This window comes from Paenibacillus thermoaerophilus, assembly GCF_005938195.1.
GTDB classification, from domain to species: Bacteria; Bacillota; Bacilli; order Paenibacillales; family Reconciliibacillaceae; genus Paenibacillus_W; species Paenibacillus_W thermoaerophilus.
The window spans coordinates 85,794-101,951 of record NZ_VCQZ01000008.1; the positions used below are offsets into that span (position 1 = coordinate 85,794).

At 61.8% G+C, this 16,158-nt stretch carries 13 protein-coding genes; all 13 read left to right on the forward strand.

All coding sequences use genetic code 11. The annotated features are described in order from the left end of the window. The first annotated feature begins 353 nt into the window (after nt 1-353). The 13 genes from alaS to recQ all read left to right on the forward strand — a co-directional run bounded on the left by alaS (nt 354) and on the right by recQ (nt 15,985). Nucleotides 354-2,984 (forward strand): alanine--tRNA ligase, encoded by a 2,631-nt coding sequence (alaS, locus tag FE781_RS07610; protein ID WP_138789014.1) that lies wholly within the window; start codon nt 354-356, stop codon nt 2,982-2,984. Nucleotides 2,985-3,136: 152 nt separating this feature from the next. Next, complete coding sequence (locus tag FE781_RS07615) at nt 3,137-3,400, forward strand: IreB family regulatory phosphoprotein (RefSeq protein ID WP_138789015.1); 264 nt, start codon at nt 3,137-3,139, stop codon at nt 3,398-3,400. A 17-nt stretch (nt 3,401-3,417) separates the two neighbouring features. Continuing rightward, nucleotides 3,418-3,828, forward strand: coding sequence for a Holliday junction resolvase RuvX (gene ruvX / locus FE781_RS07620; RefSeq protein WP_138789016.1), 411 nt, complete (start codon nt 3,418-3,420; stop codon nt 3,826-3,828). Between the two features lie 11 nt (nt 3,829-3,839). Continuing rightward, nucleotides 3,840-4,151: a DUF1292 domain-containing protein gene (locus tag FE781_RS07625; protein ID WP_138789017.1), complete on the forward strand. Its 312-nt coding sequence runs from the start codon at nt 3,840-3,842 to the stop codon at nt 4,149-4,151. After that, a complete protein-coding gene (locus tag FE781_RS07630; RefSeq protein ID WP_138789018.1) occupies nt 4,148-4,456 on the forward strand; it encodes a DUF1292 domain-containing protein in 309 nt (102 codons plus the stop codon). Before FE781_RS07625 ends, FE781_RS07630 begins: the two co-directional genes overlap by 4 nt. A gap of 102 nt (nt 4,457-4,558) precedes the next feature. Then, a complete protein-coding gene (gene mltG / locus FE781_RS07635; RefSeq protein WP_138789019.1) occupies nt 4,559-5,632 on the forward strand; it encodes an endolytic transglycosylase MltG in 1,074 nt (357 codons plus the stop codon). An 18-nt stretch (nt 5,633-5,650) separates the two neighbouring features. After that, a complete protein-coding gene (locus FE781_RS07640; protein ID WP_138789020.1) occupies nt 5,651-6,592 on the forward strand; it encodes a peptidase U32 family protein in 942 nt (313 codons plus the stop codon). A gap of 38 nt (nt 6,593-6,630) precedes the next feature. Beyond that, nucleotides 6,631-7,905: a peptidase U32 family protein gene (locus FE781_RS07645; RefSeq protein WP_379252248.1), complete on the forward strand. Its 1,275-nt coding sequence runs from the start codon at nt 6,631-6,633 to the stop codon at nt 7,903-7,905. A gap of 213 nt (nt 7,906-8,118) precedes the next feature. Beyond that, the gene (locus FE781_RS07650) at nt 8,119-10,278 is read left to right on the forward strand and encodes a methyl-accepting chemotaxis protein (protein ID WP_138789022.1); all 2,160 of its coding nucleotides are present in this window, start codon (nt 8,119-8,121) and stop codon (nt 10,276-10,278) included. 169 nt (nt 10,279-10,447) lie between these two features. Further along, entirely contained in the window at nt 10,448-12,268 is a 1,821-nt protein-coding gene (locus FE781_RS07655; protein WP_138789023.1) for a peptidoglycan D,D-transpeptidase FtsI family protein, read from the forward strand. Between the two features lie 112 nt (nt 12,269-12,380). After that, nucleotides 12,381-13,361: a YheC/YheD family protein gene (locus FE781_RS07660; RefSeq protein ID WP_138789024.1), complete on the forward strand. Its 981-nt coding sequence runs from the start codon at nt 12,381-12,383 to the stop codon at nt 13,359-13,361. Between the two features lie 213 nt (nt 13,362-13,574). Beyond that, nucleotides 13,575-13,955 (forward strand): winged helix-turn-helix transcriptional regulator, encoded by a 381-nt coding sequence (locus tag FE781_RS07665; protein ID WP_246068096.1) that lies wholly within the window; start codon nt 13,575-13,577, stop codon nt 13,953-13,955. Between the two features lie 23 nt (nt 13,956-13,978). Further along, on the forward strand, nt 13,979-15,985 hold the full coding sequence (gene recQ, locus FE781_RS07670) for a DNA helicase RecQ (RefSeq protein ID WP_342774291.1): 2,007 nt from the start codon (nt 13,979-13,981) through the stop codon (nt 15,983-15,985). Nucleotides 15,986-16,158: the final 173 nt, after the last annotated feature.

Below are 16,158 nucleotides of genomic sequence, written 5' to 3' on the forward strand. Positions count from 1 at the left end.
GGACGGAAGAATCGGTCGTGTCCATTCCATCGATCAGAGAAGGCGCCTCCGCCGACTGTCTGTACGCACAGACGTCGGGCCGGGCTGAGAGGGCGCCCGGTGCGATACATGACCCAAGCTGCTTCCGGAGTGCGGAGCAATCCGGCCGGCGTCCGACCGCAGAGTCGACCGGCGCGGACAATACCGACGGCAGGGAACCGTTATCGTCCCGTTCGAGGAGATTGCGCCCATAGCCGCCGACCGCGGACGCGCGATAACCAGGGTGGTACCGCGATGAACGTCGTCCCTGAATTCAGGGACGATTTTTATATTTTTCCGCAAGAACCAGATCAGAACAGAGAGGTAGATGTTTCGTGAAAGCGAGCGAAATCCGTCGCAAATGGTTGGAGTTCTTCGCCTCCAAGGGACACCGCATCGAACCGAGCGCATCGCTTGTTCCGCACAACGACCCTTCGCTGCTGTGGATCAACGCGGGCATGGCTCCGCTCAAGCCTTATTTCGACGGCCGGGTGAAGCCGGACAATCCGCGGATCGCCAACTCGCAGAAGTGCATCCGCACGAACGACATCGAAAACGTCGGCAAAACCCGCCGCCACCATACGTTTTTCGAGATGCTGGGCAACTTTTCGATCGGCGATTACTTCAAAAAGGAAGCGATCGAATGGGCCTGGGAATTTCTGACCAGCCCGCAGTGGATCGGCTTCGATCCGAACCGGCTGTCGGTGACGGTGTATCCCGAGGATGAAGAAGCGTACAAGCTGTGGAACGAGACGATCGGCCTTCCCGCCGAGCGCATCTACAAGCTGGAAGACAACTTCTGGGATATCGGCGAAGGCCCGTGTGGTCCGTGTACGGAAATTTTTTACGACCGGGGCGAGAAATACGGCGACCTGAACGATCCGGAATGCCGGCCGGGCGGCGAAAACGAGCGGTTCCTCGAAGTATGGAACCTCGTGTTTTCGCAGTTCAACCATAACAAGGACGGCAGCTATACGCCGCTTCCGAACAAAAACATCGATACGGGTGCGGGACTGGAACGCTTCGCTTCCATTCTGCAGGATGTCGATTCGAACTTCGACACCGACCTGTTCCTGCCCATTATCGAGCAGACTTGCCGCATCGCCGGCGTGAAGTACAAGGAGAACGAAGCCCATGACGTAGCGCTTAAGGTGATCGCGGACCATATCCGGACGGTCGCTTTCTCCGTGGGCGACGGCGTGCTGCCGTCCAACGAAGGCCGCGGCTACGTCATCCGCCGCCTGCTGCGCCGCGCCGTCCGCTACGGCAAGACGCTCGGCATCGACAAGCCGTTTATGTATACGCTGGTGAAGACGGTCGGCGATATTATGGGCGTCTACTATCCGGAAGTCGTGGACAAGCGCGAATTCATCGAACGCGTCATCCGTACGGAGGAGGAGCGCTTCCACGAGACGCTGGAAGGCGGACTCGCCATTCTCGCCGATCTCATCGAGATGAACCGCAAAAACGGAACGAACACGATCTCCGGACCGGACGCGTTCAAGCTGTACGACACGTACGGCTTCCCGCTCGATCTGACGGAGGACTACGCGGCCGAGCACGGCATGATCGTCGACCGCGAAGGCTTCGAAGCCGCCATGCAGGAGCAGCGGGAACGCGCCCGCGCGGCCCGTCAGGACACGGGCGGCATGAACGTGCAGGGAGGAGCGCTCAGCGAATTTACGGAAGCGAGCGAGTTCGTGGGGTATACGGAATCGACGGCAAGCGCGAAGGTTATCGCCATCGTGGAGGACAACGCTCTGGTCGATTCGGCCGAGGAAGGCGCGAGCGTTCGCGTCGTGCTGGACCGGACGCCGTTCTACGCGGAGAGCGGCGGCCAGATTGCCGACAAGGGAACGCTTGAGGGCGACGCCGTCCGCGCCACGGTTACGGAAGTGTCCAAAGCGCCGCACGGCCAGCATGTGCATACGGTCAAGATCGAAAGCGGCACGCTGCGCGTCGGCGACCGCGTCGAAGCGTCGATCGATCGGGACGCCCGCGCGTCCATCGTGAAAAACCACACCGCGACGCACCTGCTGCACCGCGCGCTGAAGGACGTGCTGGGAACGCACGTCAACCAGGCCGGCTCGCTCGTCGAAGCGGATCGCCTGCGGTTCGACTTCAGCCACTTCGGCCCGGTGACGCCGGAGGAACTGGCGGAGATCGAGCGCCGCGTGAACGAGCAGATCTGGAAATCGACGGACGTCGTCATCGAGTCGAAGCCGATCGACGAAGCGAAGGCGATGGGAGCGATGGCGCTGTTCGGCGAGAAATACGGCGACATCGTGCGCGTCGTGCAGGTCGGCAAGTACAGCATCGAGCTGTGCGGCGGCTGCCACGTGCAGAACACGGCGCAGATCGGCGTGTTCCGCATCGTGAGCGAGAGCGGAATCGGCTCCGGCGTTCGCCGCATCGAAGCCGTGACGGGACGCGCCGCTTACGAGCACATGGACGCCCAGTTGCAGCTTCTCAAGGAGGCGGGCGCGCTGCTCAAGGCGAACGCGGCGGACGTGCCGAAGCGCCTGGAGGCGCTGCAAGCGCAGCTTAAGGAGCTGCAGCGCGAGAACGAATCGCTCCGCGGCAAGCTCGGAGCGATCGAAGCGGGCGCGCTCGCCGACCGCGCCGAGGACATCGGCGGCGTGAAGCTGATCTCGGCCCGCGTGCAGGCGGCCGACATGGACGGCCTGCGCACGATCGCCGACGAGCTGCGCGCGAAGCTTGGGTCCGGCATCGTCGTGCTTGGCGCGGCGGCCGACGGCAAAGTGAACCTGCTGGCCGCCGTCACCTCCGATTTGACCGCCCGCGGTTACCACGCCGGCAAGCTGGTGAAGGAGCTGGCCGCGATCTGCGGCGGGGGCGGGGGCGGCCGTCCGGATCTCGCCCAAGCGGGCGGCAAAGATCCGTCCAAGCTGGACGAAGCGATCGCGCGGGCGAAAGAGCTTGTCCAAGCCCAATCGGTTCGTTGAACCGATCGTCATGGATCTCCAGCGGCGGATGATCCTTGACTTGCGAGTCTATAAAAAAAGGATTTTGCCGCGGCTCGTTGAATACACTATAGACAATCGGCCTCACGCCGCCCGAGGGCGGCGGGGCAATCGATTGCAACGGGGGTGGGACCATGAATCCGATGGACAAGACTATGAGGTACAGCGTCAGGCCGGACGAACTTGAGACTCCTCCGCAAGAGGTGCTGCTTACGGTTTACGACGCGCTTCTGGAGAAAGGCTACAACCCGATCAATCAGATCGTCGGGTATCTGCTGTCGGGCGATCCCGCTTACATTCCCCGGCACAACAACGCCCGAAGCATTATCCGCAAGCGGGAACGCGACGAGCTGATCGAAGAACTGGTGCGGTTTTATCTGAAGCAGCACAAATCTTGAAACCGGGAGCGTGATCGATGAGAAGCATGGGACTCGACTACGGGGACCGGACGATCGGCGTCGCGCTCAGCGACGAGCTCGGTTGGACGGCCCAGGGGCTCGAAGTCATTCGCCGGACGACACCTGAAGACGATCTGGAGCGGATCGGACAAATCGTCCGCGAGTACGGGGTCGCCGAAATCGTCGTCGGCCTGCCCAAAAACATGAACGGCACGATCGGTCCCCGTGGACAAATTTGCAAGGAATTTGCCGACTCCTTGAACCGTACACTACACTTGCCGGTACACCTGGTAGACGAACGTCTCAGCACCGTGGCTGCGGAACGAACTCTGCTTGAGGCGGACGTTAGCCGCAAGAAACGCAAGCAAGTCATTGACAAAATGGCGGCTGCGATTATTCTGCAGACGTATCTCGATTCGAAAAGATGAGGTGAACGCCGGTGGCGAACGATGAAATCCAGTACGAAGAACCGGAAATCATTTATATTCCGGACGATGAAGGCAACGAAGAAGAATTCGAAGTGATCATGAAGTTCGAGGTTGACGGCTCCGACAAAAAATACATGATGGTCGTGCCGGTCGACGGACCGGAGGGCGAAGCCGAAGAGGTGTACGCGTTCCGTTACGAGGAAGACGGCGACGACCTTCAACTGTACACCATCGACGACGAAGAGGAATGGAAGATCGTCGAGGACACGTTCCAGACGCTGCTTGCCGAGATGGAAGACGAAGATGGAGAATTAAACCGATGAACTATCCGGAAGGAACCCAGGAAATACGGAAGATTCGCGACCGGTACGGCAACGAGGTCGAATTGGTCGACGAGCAGGACGAAGGCGTTCCCTATCGCGTGCTTGCCGAATTCCGCTACGAAGGGCGGGAATACGCCGTTCTTCAATCCGAAGCGATGCGCAAGGACGGAGAGGTCGCCGTGTATCGCATCCGCTCCGAGGGCGGCGAGCCCGAACTGGAGCAGATCGACGACGATGACGAATGGGAGACCGTATCCGAGCTCGCCGATGAGATGACGTTCGCATCGGGGCTCGAACAGGCTTAATCCCGTGAAACGGCAGTCCCGGCGGCCCGAGCCGCCGGGTATGCCGTTTTTCGGATCAAAGGACGATTCGCGTCCGAAATCGAACGAAGGAGAATACCGCAAGTGAAACGTCGCAAATTCCGCCTCGTGCTGACGGTTCTGTTGACGATCCTGTTTGTTCTGTTGGCGGGAGCGGGCGGACTGGCCTATTATGTCTACTACAATTTGCAGCCGGTGGAAGCTGGCGGGGCAACGGTGCGGGTGGCCGTTCCGCCGGGCACGACGCCTGCGGGCGTCGCGTCCGAGCTTGAGAAGGCGGGGCTGATCCGGGATGCGAGAATATTCACCTATTACTTGAAGTACAAGGGCGAAGGCTCGCGGTTCCAGGCGGGCGAATACGACATGACGGCCGGCATGACGCTCGACGAGATTATCGCCAAGCTGAACAAAGGAGAGACGGTGAAGGCGGAGACGCTGCGGTTCACCATCCCGGAAGGGTTCACCGTGGAGCAGATCGCGGCCCGTCTGGCAGAGCTCGGTTATGTCGACAAAGAGGAATTCCTCCGGCTTGCCGACGCCAAGACCGACTACGGTTCCAAAGCCGCCGCAACCATCCCGGACGACGGGAAGCTGCAGCGCCGTCTGGAAGGATATTTGTTCCCGCAGACGTACGAGCTGCCCAAGGACAGCGGTCCGGAGGACATCCTGAAGCGGATGCTGTCACAACTGGACCGGGAGCTGGAGGCGCTGCCCGCCGACTGGCAGGACCGGATGAAGTCGCTTGGCCTTACTCTTCACCAGGTGCTGACGGTTGCTTCGCTGGTCGAGCGCGAGGTCGTGGTGGACGAAGAGCGCGCGCTTGTCGCGGGCGTCATATACAACCGGCTTCAGAAAAAAATGCCCCTGCAGATCGACGCGACCGTTCAATACGCGTTGGGCGAGCAGAAGGAACGGCTGTTCGAAAAAGACTTGCAGGTGGATCATCCTTATAATACGTACCGCAATCAAGGGCTTCCGCCGGGCCCCATCGCAAGCCCGAGCCGGAAATCGATTGAAGCGGCCCTGTACCCGAAAACCAGCAATTATTTGTTCTACGTCACGAAGAAGGACGGATCGCAAGGACATTTGTTCGCCGAGACGTACCAGGAGCATCTCCATAACATCGCCGCCAGCAATAAAACGGCCGGCGCACAGTAACGGAAAGAAGGAATCGGAATGCAAAGCCGGAAAAAGCCCGAGCTGCTCGCGACCTGCAGCGGCCTGGACGAAGCGCGTCTGCTGCTTGACGCCGGCGCCGACGCGTTGTACGCGGGAGAGCAAGCTTTCGGTCTGCGGCTTCCCGGAGACGTGAAGCTGCCCGAACTGGCCGAGATTGCCTCCCTTGCCCACAGCTCCGGTCGCAAGCTGTATGTCGCGGTCAATAAAATATTCGACAACGAGGAATTGGACGACTTGTCCGACTACGTGTACGAGCTGGCAAATCGGGGGATCGCCGACGCGATTACGTTCGGCGATCCTGCTGTCTTGATGGTCATGAAGGATCGGGGCGTGAAGCTGCCGCTGCATTGGAACGCCGAGATGACGGTGACCAACGCGCAAAGCGCCAACTATTGGGGCGCCAGAGGCGCGACCCGCGCCGTGCTGGCCCGGGAGCTGAATCTGGAGGAAATCGTGAAGATCAAACGCGCCTCGAACGTGGAAATTCAAGTGCAGGTGCACGGCATGACGAATATTTACCATTCGAAGCGCAATCTGCTCGACGGGTATCTGGATCATCTCGGCCGGAGCGGGGCCCTGGGGGATCTCGGCCTGGAGCGGGGCCTGTATCTGATCGAAGCGGAGCGGCCGGAAGAACGGTTCCCGATCTATCAGGACGCCAACGGCACCCACATCATGAGCTCGGACGATTATTGCATGCTGGAGAACTTGCCGGAGCTGTTCGAGGCCGGCATCGACAGCTTCAAGATCGAAGGCCTGCTGAAAACGCCGGCGTATAACGAAACGGTGGTGCGCGCCTACCGCAAGGCGATCGACGCGTGCGCGGAAAATCCGGACGCTTACGTCTGCGACGAGGACGACCTTGCCGCGATCCGGGCGCTGCAAGATCCGAAGCGGGAGCTGAGCTTCGGGTTTTTCTACAAGGAGCAAGTGTATTGATCCGGCATCGTCCGGTCGGAAAGGAGGAAGCCATGACGATTACTGCTGTGACGGAGCGGCGGCCGCTGTCCCGTTCCCCGAAACCGTCCGTACGCCGCAAGCCGGAGCTGCTTGCGCCGGGAGGCAGTCTGGAAAAGCTGAAATTCGCGATCCATTACGGCGCGGACGCGGTTTACATCGGCGGCCAGAAATACGGCTTGCGGTCCAATGCGGACAACTTCTCGTTCGACGAGATGCGCGAGGCGGTGCGGTTCGCGGACCGCTACGGGGCGAGAGTGTTTGTCGCCGCCAACATCTACGCGCATGAGGAGGACCTGGACGGCGTCGCCGATTATTTGCGCGAGCTGGAATCGATCGGGATCGCCGCGATTATCGTGGCCGACCCCGCGATTATCGAAATTTGCAAGCGGGTCGCGCCCCGGCTGGAGATTCACCTGAGCACGCAGCAATCCACGATGAACTGGCAGGCGGTGCGCTTCTGGAAGGAAGAAGGCGTGCACCGCGTCGTGCTGGCGCGGGAGGCGAGCTTCGAGCAGATCCGCGAGATCAAGCGCCGCGTGGATGTGGAGATCGAAGCGTTCGTGCACGGCGCGATGTGCAGCTCCTTCTCCGGGCGCTGCACGCTCTCGAACCATTTCACCGACCGCGACTCCAATCGCGGCGGATGCTGCCAGTCGTGCCGTTGGCATTACGATCTGTTCGAAGGAGACCGGATGGCGGCGGAGGACGTGCGCATGTTCGAGGAAGGCGCGGACCCGTTTATGATGAGCGCGAAGGACCTGGGCATGATCCATCATATCCCGGACATTGTCGAATCCGGCATCGACAGCCTGAAAATCGAAGGCCGGATGAAAAGCATCCACTACGTGGCGACGGTCGTCAACGCCTACCGGCAGGCGATCGACGCTTATTGCGAGAATCCCGAGGGGTACGAACTGAAGCCCGAATGGGTGGAGGAAATCGGCAAGGCCGCGAACCGGCCGCTCAACACGGGGTTCTTCTATGACCGTCCGGGCCACGAGGACCATATCTTCGGTCCGGAAGAAAAAACGGTCGCGTTCGACTTCGCCGGTCTGGTGCTCGATTACGACGAAGCGTCGGGGATGGCGACGGTGCAGCAGCGCAACCATTTCAAGCCGGGGCAGACGGTCGAGTTTTTCGGGCCGGACGGCACGTGGTTCCGGCAGACGCTGGGCGAGCTGCGCGATGCGGAGGGCAACGTGCTTGACGCCGCCCGCCATCCGCTTCAGGAGATTCGCCTGAAGACGGACAAGCCGGTGCGCCCGTTCGATATGATGCGTAAGGAAAGGTAAATAGCCCCAAAAAATCCGAAACGGACGGGAGCCGAAGCCGGCGACCGTCCGTTTTTGTTGTTTTTCTCACAATTCGACACATTTCTTCGAAAATTTTTCTAGATTTTTGAATGCTAAAAAAGGGAAATGTCGGTTTGTGTAGAATAAGAGTTTTAGAGCAAGCCTTCATACGGGTATTCTATCATTACAACTGTGCGGAAGAGGCGGATGCACGTGAAGAAACAATGGAAGAATTGGTCCGAGAAAGGCCAACGCTTACTGGAGAAAACGAAGCGGAACATAGCGGAAGGAGGCGGCGGCAAAAGCGAATCGATCCGGGAGAGCATCAAAGGCTTGTCCCGGATCTCGCTGACCAACTCGGTCGGAACGAAGCTGTTCCTGATTATGCTGGTCAGCATCGTCTCGATCGTCCTCGTGGTGGGGCTCGTCTCGTATGCGATCTCGAAGGACACGATCAAAAACAAGGTGGCCCAGTCTTCGGAGGAAGCTGTCGTCCAAGCGTCGGAAAAGCTCGATCTCTTGTTCAAAGGCTATGAAGAAGTCACCATGCAGCTCATGGTCAACAAAGACATACAGGAATTGTTGAACGTTTACGAATCGACTGCCGAGAGCAGCTTCGACCGGCTGGAGACCCGGAGAAAAATCGGCGATGTGATGAACAACTTTTACCTGACGAACAACACGTTTAACTCCATGACAATCCTCGATATGAAAGGCCGCACCATCCAGTCGGCGGGAAGCGCCAACTTCGGGGAGACGACGGGCGAAGAGGCGTGGTTCAAGCAGATCGTCGATGCCGGCGGCCAAGCGGTATGGCTTGATACGAAGCCGAACGGATACTCCGGCGGCGGCGGGGGATCGACGGCGCCGAGCTTTGCCGTAGGGCGGCTGATCCGGAGCCAGGTGTCGGGCAATCTCACCGCGGTGCTGCTTGCCGAGATCAAAGTGACGGCTCTGTCGGATCAACTGCGGGAACTCACGTTCGGCGGCAACGGCATCTCGCTGATGATCGGCAAAGAAGGCAAAATTGCGGTCCATCAGGACTTTGCGAAAATCGGTGAAGACTCGCCGGTTTCCATCGAGGTCAACGAGGAAAACCCGCGCGGCGCGGTGACCGACGACAACCTGGAGTCGCTGGTGGCGTATAACCGTTCGCCGCTTACGGGCTGGACGCTGATCGGCATCGTGCCGGAGGCGGATCTCGTCAAGGAAGCGGGACGAATCTTCATCGTGACGATCGTGTCCGTCCTCGTCGCGGCGGCCGTCGCGGCCGTGCTCGGCATGTGGGTCGTACGCATGGTCGGCCGTCCGCTGGCCCAGCTTCGCGATCTGATGCAGGAGGGAGCCAGCGGCAATCTGACGGTTCGCATGCAGGCGAAATCGCGCGACGAGATCGGTCAGGTCAGCATCAGCTTCAACCAGATGATGGGGCAGATCAGCGAACTTGTCCGCCGTTCCAATCAGTCGGCGCTTGAGGTGCTGAACACATCGTCCGAGCTGTCCGAAGCCGCTCGCAAAACGGCTTTGTCCGCGCGCGAGATCGCGACGGCAACCGAGGAGATCGCAACCGGTGCGACGAGTCTCGCCGTCGAGTCGGAGAAAGGCAACGAGATGACGACGGCGATCGGCGAGCAGATGCAGAAGGTGATCGCCTCCAACCTCGATATGGGACGGGCGGCCGCCGAGGTGCAGCAGTCGAGCGAGCAGGGTACGGCTTATATGGCCGGCCTCATCGGCAAAACGAACGAGACCGAAACGATGACCCGCGAAATGTCCGAGCGGGTGGACAAGCTGAAGGAAAGCGCGGGTTCGATCCGCAAAATTCTCGGCATGCTCGAAAACATCACCAAGCAGACGAATATTTTGTCCTTGAACGCGACGATCGAAGCGGCGCGCGCCGGTGCGGCGGGCAAAGGCTTTATGGTCGTGGCCGACGAAATCCGCAAGCTGGCCGACCAGTCGAGGGAGTCGATCAATGTGGTCGGTCAGATTACGGACGCCATCCAGCGCGAGGTGGATTCGACGGTCGAATCGCTGGCTTCCGCCCAGCCGCTGTTCCGCGAGCAGGTGGCGGCCGTGCGCGAAGCGGATGCGATCTTCCGCCAGGTTCAGGAGCGGATGCTGCAATTCATCCAGCAGTTGGACGAAACGTCCGCCTCGATCGCGATGCTCGACAACTCGCAGCAGGTGCTGTCGAACGCGATGGCCAACGTCAGCGCCGTCGCGCAGGAGGCGTCGGCGACCAGCGAGGAAGTCGCTTCGCTCAGCAACGAGCAAACGAACATCAGCGCTTCCCTCGTCCGTCAGGCCGAGACGCTGGAGCAGTTGTCGAAGTCGCTGCAGGATCAACTGGCGAAATTCCGCGTGGACTAATCGTTTGGGGATTACGCAAAACCGTCTATGCCCGATTCCGGGATAGGCGGTTTTTTTCTGCAAGAGCGGCGTGCGCGCATGACTGTTCCAGTATCTGGGCATACTGACCCCATTCGGCGCGGGAACGGCGCTTCCCGCGCTTACGACCGGAACGAACGGTGGGGTTGCCATGAATCGGGTGCGCGCTTTAGCGGCTCTGCTGCTCATAAACGGGTTGTTGGCCGTTCTGCTGCTTACGCTGTTCCGCATCCAGGTCGTCTCCTCCCGGGACTGGTCGGCACGCCGGATCGATCTGGTCGCGGCGTCCGTTGCGCAGCGCCGCCAAGGCGTGGAGCTGAACGACGGCCGAGGCGTATTTACGGATCGGTACGGACGGCGTCTGACCGGATTTGACGATTGGGCTCTTGCGGTGTTTCCCGAGGCGGCGAAAGCGGATGAGGAGCAACTGAGCAGGCTGAGAAGCTTGATCGGAGCCGGCAAGGAACAATGGGACGCCTTTATCCGGCTGGCGAAGCTGCCCGCGTATTGGCCGGGCGGCGACGGGACGCCGGGCAAGACGCCGGCTCCGCTGCCGGAGAAAACCGCGCTGGCGCTGCGGGCGCTGAACGTTCCGGGCGTGCGGGTCGTGAAGGCCGGACGCCGGTATGAACCGTCGATCGGAGCGAGACATTGGATCGGCTACGTGTCGGAGGACCCCGGACGAGCGGCCGCCGAATACGGCTTGGCCGTATCCGGCGACGGCCCGCGCTTGCCCGCCGGCGCTTACCGGATCGGGGGGGCCGGTCTGGAGCGGACATTCGACCGATTCATCCGCTCGGCTGCTCCTTCGATGCTGTACCGGTTTGTCGACGGCCGGGGAGAGCCTTATCCGGGTCTCGGCCTCCGCCAGTCGCAGCCGGAACGTTCAAGCGCGCCGCTAGCCGTCCGCTTGACGATGGATCTGGACATCCAACGGTTGGCGGAAGCGGCGCTGGATGCCTATCGGGTCCGGCGGGGAGCGGTTGTCGTGCTCGACGTCCGGACATCCGATATATTGGCGATGGCCAGCCGCCCCGATTATTCCCCGTACGACGTCAACCCGGCGGACGGGAGATGGCGCAATCAGGCCGTATCCGCGGCGATCCCCGGATCGGTCTTCAAGACGGTTGTTGCGGCCGCCGCCCTGGAGGCGGAGGCCGCGGAGCCCGACGAGATTTTCGGCTGCTCCGGCAGCCTCGGCCGTTACGGCTTCCATTGCTGGAAGCCGCACGGCCACGGCATCCTGACCTTCCGCGAAGGGTTCGCGCAGTCGTGCAATCTCGTCTTCGCCGAAGCTATGCGCCGATTGACGACCGGGCAATTGGAGCGTATGGCGGCTCAGCTCGGCATCGGCCGCCGCGTCGGCTGGTCGGAGGACGGCTGGATGCAGCTTGACGGCGAAGACGCCGGCCAACTGTTCGGCTCCGGTACGGACAAGGACGACGACGGCGTCCGCGTGCAGACGGCGATCGGCCAGCGGGACGTGCGGATGACGCCGCTGCAGGGCGCCCAACTGGCGGCGATGATCGCGAGAGGCGGGAGCGCCCTGGAGGCGAGGTCGGCGACGGAGGTGCGATTTGCGGGCGGAAGGCTGCTCCGCAGATTCGAGCCGCACGCGTTGGCGGGACCGCATGGGCGCGGCGGCATCTCGCCGGCGGTCGCCCGGACGCTCCGGGAGTGGATGAGGGATGTCGTGCTGGAGGGAACGGGGCAGGCGCTGCAGCGCGCCCGGTGGCCGCTTGCCGGGAAATCCGGCACGGCCGTGGAACCGTCGGCGCGAACGGCGGACGGCCGCGCGGGCGAACAGCTTGAGCATCATTGGTTTATCGGATACGGCCCGGCGGATCGTCCCCGATATGCGGTCGCGGTGCTTGCGGCCGACGTGAAGGCCGGTTCCGGCCACCGCGCGGTTCCTCTGTTCGGCCGCGTCATGGACGGCTTGGCGGCCTACGAGGAGAACCGCGCGCACTAGGCGCCGGGATAGGGCAAATGCTTGTTTCGGCGCAAGCTTGTTCCGGCATATGTTGGGGTATGACAGATCCGATCCGGCATCGCCCGGCGATGGAGCGGGAGGGATTGACAATATGAAGGCACCGGCAGCCGCCCGCCGCAAGCTGAGGCGGCTCATCATGAGCAAAATGGCCAAAACGGAGCTGCTCCTCGCAGATCCGGAAACGTCGGCATACGTGCCGGAGACGCGGCCGATGACGGCGGAACACGTACAAACGATGCTTGACCGTTACGGAATGGTTTACGTGAAGCCGGATGTCGGCACGTTTGGCAGGGGCGTCGCAAGAGTGGACCTGATCCGCGATTCGGACGGGAATCCGGATTCCTACGTGTACCGGCACGAGGACAAGGAAAAGCGGTTCGCCGACGCGGATTCGCTCTGGAACCAGCTCCTTCAGCTCGCGGGGGGCCGCAAATATTTGGTGCAGCAGGGGATCGAGCTGCTGCGCTACGACGGAAGACGCTTCGACATCCGGGTGATGATGCAGCGGGACGTCCGCGGACAGTGGGCGGCGACGGGCATGATCGCCAGGCTGGCGCATCCGGCGAAGATCGTCACGAACTATCACAGCGGCGGTCAGCCGATCGAGCTGGAGCCGCTGCTTGAGGCGAATATGAGCGCGGATCAGACGGCGGAATACATCGCCGGGCTCGAGAGGATCGGGCATTTGACGGCCTCCGCGTTTAACCGGGCGTATCCCGGCGTAAATATGCTCGGGCTCGATATCGCGGTCGACTCGGACCGCCGTCCCTGGATTCTCGAAGTGAACACGAATCCCGATCCGTATATATTCCGCGAGTTGAAGGACCGTTCCGTCTTCCGGCGCGTGTACCGGTACGCCTTGCGGCTCGGCCGAATCCGCAAGCGGCGGGTCAGCGGGGTCCGGAAGCGGCGGATAGGCGTACTCCGCAAGCGGCGGCGGCTCGGCGTAGTCCGCAAGCGGCCCGGCCGAATCCCGCAGCGGCGGACCGGAGACCGCAGGAGAGCCGTCCGGCGTTCGCGCAAGGGCAGAAGATTGTCCCAGCGAAGCCGCCGGAAAGGCATCGGGGCATAAATGACACAGGCTGGCGCAAGAGGGGCCCCTCTTGAACCGGCCTGATTTCGTTTTTCAGGCGGAATCGGATCGTCGGCGCGCCTTTTTCCGGTAAAAACGTTGATTTGGGCGGACGGGTGAGGTATGGTGATAGAAGCGGTTGCTTTTCATCGTAATGCTAAAATTGGATAGTTGCTAACTTATACGTAAGTAATGTCCCAGGAGGGAAATCCCGTGGAGCATGTACGCAAGGCCGCTGCCGGCAACGCATCCGGCGAGCGCAATCGGCAGAACTATATCCCGAAGGAACCCGAACATATCGAGTGCTCGATCGAGAAGACACTGGAAGCGCTCGGCGGCAAATGGTCGTTCCTCGTGCTGCGGGAGCTGTTTGACGGCCGGACGAAGCGGTTTGGCGAATTGCAGCGGCAGATCCAATCGATCAGCCCCAAGGCGCTGACGGATACGCTGCGCCATCTGGAGGAGCAGGGGGTTCTCGAGCGCAGGGCGTATCCGACGGTGCCGGTGACGGTGGAATACACCTTGACCCCGAAGGGCGAGGACCTGCATCCGATCGTGAAGGAAATGAAGCGGTGGGCGGCGCGGTGGACTTGAACGCGGGGGAGGAACAAACGGCAGTGAACGGCGTCAACGGGAGACGGAAGGAAGAAGGACAGGAAGATCTGCTGCATCTGTTAAGCGAAATGGACCGAATGGCGGACCGGTTCGGGGACGGTCCGGAACCGGCGTTCGGAGAACTTCCGCCTCCGGCGGAGGTAAGATTCGGATGGCCGCCGGAGGCCGAACCTCCGAAGCGCTTATCCGCGGCACAGGCGGCAACGGGCATCCGCCCCGAAGCGACGATGGAAGACGCCCGGCGGCTGCTGAAGCGGATATACGGCTACGAAGACTTCCGGCCGGGCCAGACGCGCGTGCTGGAGACGCTGCTGTCCGGGAGGGATACGGTAGGCATTATGCCGACGGGCGGGGGCAAATCGATCTGCTACCAGATTCCGGCGCTGCTGCTGCCCGGCACGACGCTGGTGATCTCCCCGCTGATCTCGCTGATGAAGGACCAGGTTGACGCGTTGGCGTCGCTGGGCATCCCGGCGGCCTGCCTGAACAGCTCCATGTCGCTTCGCGAGACAAACCGGGTGCTCCGGGAAGCGGCGGAGGGCGCGTACAAGCTTCTGTACATCGCGCCCGAACGTCTGGAGTCGGAGCGATTCGAGCCGCTGCTCCGTTCGATGGAAGTGCCGTTCGTGGCGATCGACGAAGCCCACTGCGTCTCCCAATGGGGGCACGACTTCCGCACGAGTTATCTGCATATCGCCGGCCTGATCCGCCGGTTCGAGCGCCGGCCGCTTGTGGCCGCGTTTACGGCTACGGCGACGGACGACGTGCGGGAAGACATCGTGAGGCTGCTCGGGCTGCACGATCCGCAGGTCCACGTCACCGGCTTCGACCGGCCGAATCTGTCCTTCACCGTGATGCGGGGAGCCCAGCGGGAAAAGGTGCTGCTCCGGTATGCGGACATGCATGCGGATCAGGCGGGAATCGTCTACTGCGCCACCCGCAAAGAGGTCGAGCACGTCTACAAGACGCTCGTGTCGCACGGGGTGCCGGCGGGCATGTATCATGCGGGCATGCGGGATGCTGACCGTGAGGAGGCGCAGGACCGGTTCCTCCGGGACGACATCCGGGTGATGGTCGCCACCAACGCGTTCGGCATGGGGATCGACAAATCCAACGTTCGTTACGTCATTCACTGGAATATGCCGAAAAACATGGAGGCGTATTATCAGGAGGCGGGCCGCGCGGGACGCGACGGCGAGCCGGGCGAGTGCATCCTGATGTTCCAAGGGCAAGATATTTTGACGCAGAAGTTTTTGATCGAGCAATCGACCTCCCACCCGGAGCGGAAAGCCAACGAGCTGCGCCGCTTGCGGCAGATGGCCGATTTCTGCCATACGCAGCAGTGTCTGCGCCGGTATATTCTGCAGTATTTCGGAGACCCGGACGCTCCCGAAGCTTGCGGACGTTGCGGCAACTGCAACGACAACAGCGAGACCGAGGATATCACGGTGGAGGCGCAGCAGATTTTCTCCTGCATCCGGCGCATGCGGGAACGGTTCGGCATGACGCTTGTCGCGCAGGTGCTGAAAGGATCGGCGAACAAGCGGATCGCCCAGTTGTCGCTGGACAAGCTCCCGACGTACGGGCTCATGCGGGCCAAGACGGAGCGGGAGATCTTCGACCTGATCCAACTGCTGGTGGCGGACGGCTACTTGACGTTGACCGAAGGACAGTATCCGGTCGTCAAGCTGCTGCCGAGAGCGGCGGGGGTACTGAAGGGCGAGGAACGGGTCGTGCGGAAAACGCGCAAGGTCACCCGGCAGAGGCAGGCGGGAGACGACGTGTTCGAGGAGCTTCGCGCCCTTCGCAAATCGATCGCGGACCGCGACCGGATTCCGCCGTATGTCGTCTTTGCGGACAGCACGCTGCGCGACATGGCCGTGAGGCTGCCCCAGACGCCGGACGAGCTGCTTGAGGTCAAAGGCGTCGGCCAGGCCAAGCTGGACAAATACGGGGACGAATTCCTCGCGTTGCTGCGCAAGCTGGCGGCAACGGCCCCGTCGTCCTGATCGCCGGCGGAACCCGGCCGCTTCGCCGCCGCACGGGCAGCGTCGCCGTCGACCCGCCGGGCATCAAGCAGCCCCCGAGGCAACTTCACAAGAAGCTGCCCGGGGGCTTTTGCCGCCGCTGGCCAATCCGCCGTTGCGGCCGGAATACTCCGCCGCGCGCGGCCGGCCGTTCG

What these genes read in the sequence shown, in the direction of transcription:
- FE781_RS07615 (WP_138789015.1), top strand. Translation starts at nt 3,137, where the DNA reads ATGAATCCGATGGACAAGACTATGAGGTACAGCGTCAGGCCGGACGAA.
- ruvX (WP_138789016.1), top strand. Translation starts at nt 3,418, where the DNA reads ATGAGAAGCATGGGACTCGACTACGGGGACCGGACGATCGGCGTCGCG.
- FE781_RS07630 (WP_138789018.1), top strand. Translation starts at nt 4,148, where the DNA reads ATGAACTATCCGGAAGGAACCCAGGAAATACGGAAGATTCGCGACCGG.
- FE781_RS07640 (WP_138789020.1), top strand. Translation starts at nt 5,651, where the DNA reads ATGCAAAGCCGGAAAAAGCCCGAGCTGCTCGCGACCTGCAGCGGCCTG.
- FE781_RS07655 (WP_138789023.1), top strand. Translation starts at nt 10,448, where the DNA reads ATGAATCGGGTGCGCGCTTTAGCGGCTCTGCTGCTCATAAACGGGTTG.
- FE781_RS07660 (WP_138789024.1), top strand. Translation starts at nt 12,381, where the DNA reads ATGAAGGCACCGGCAGCCGCCCGCCGCAAGCTGAGGCGGCTCATCATG.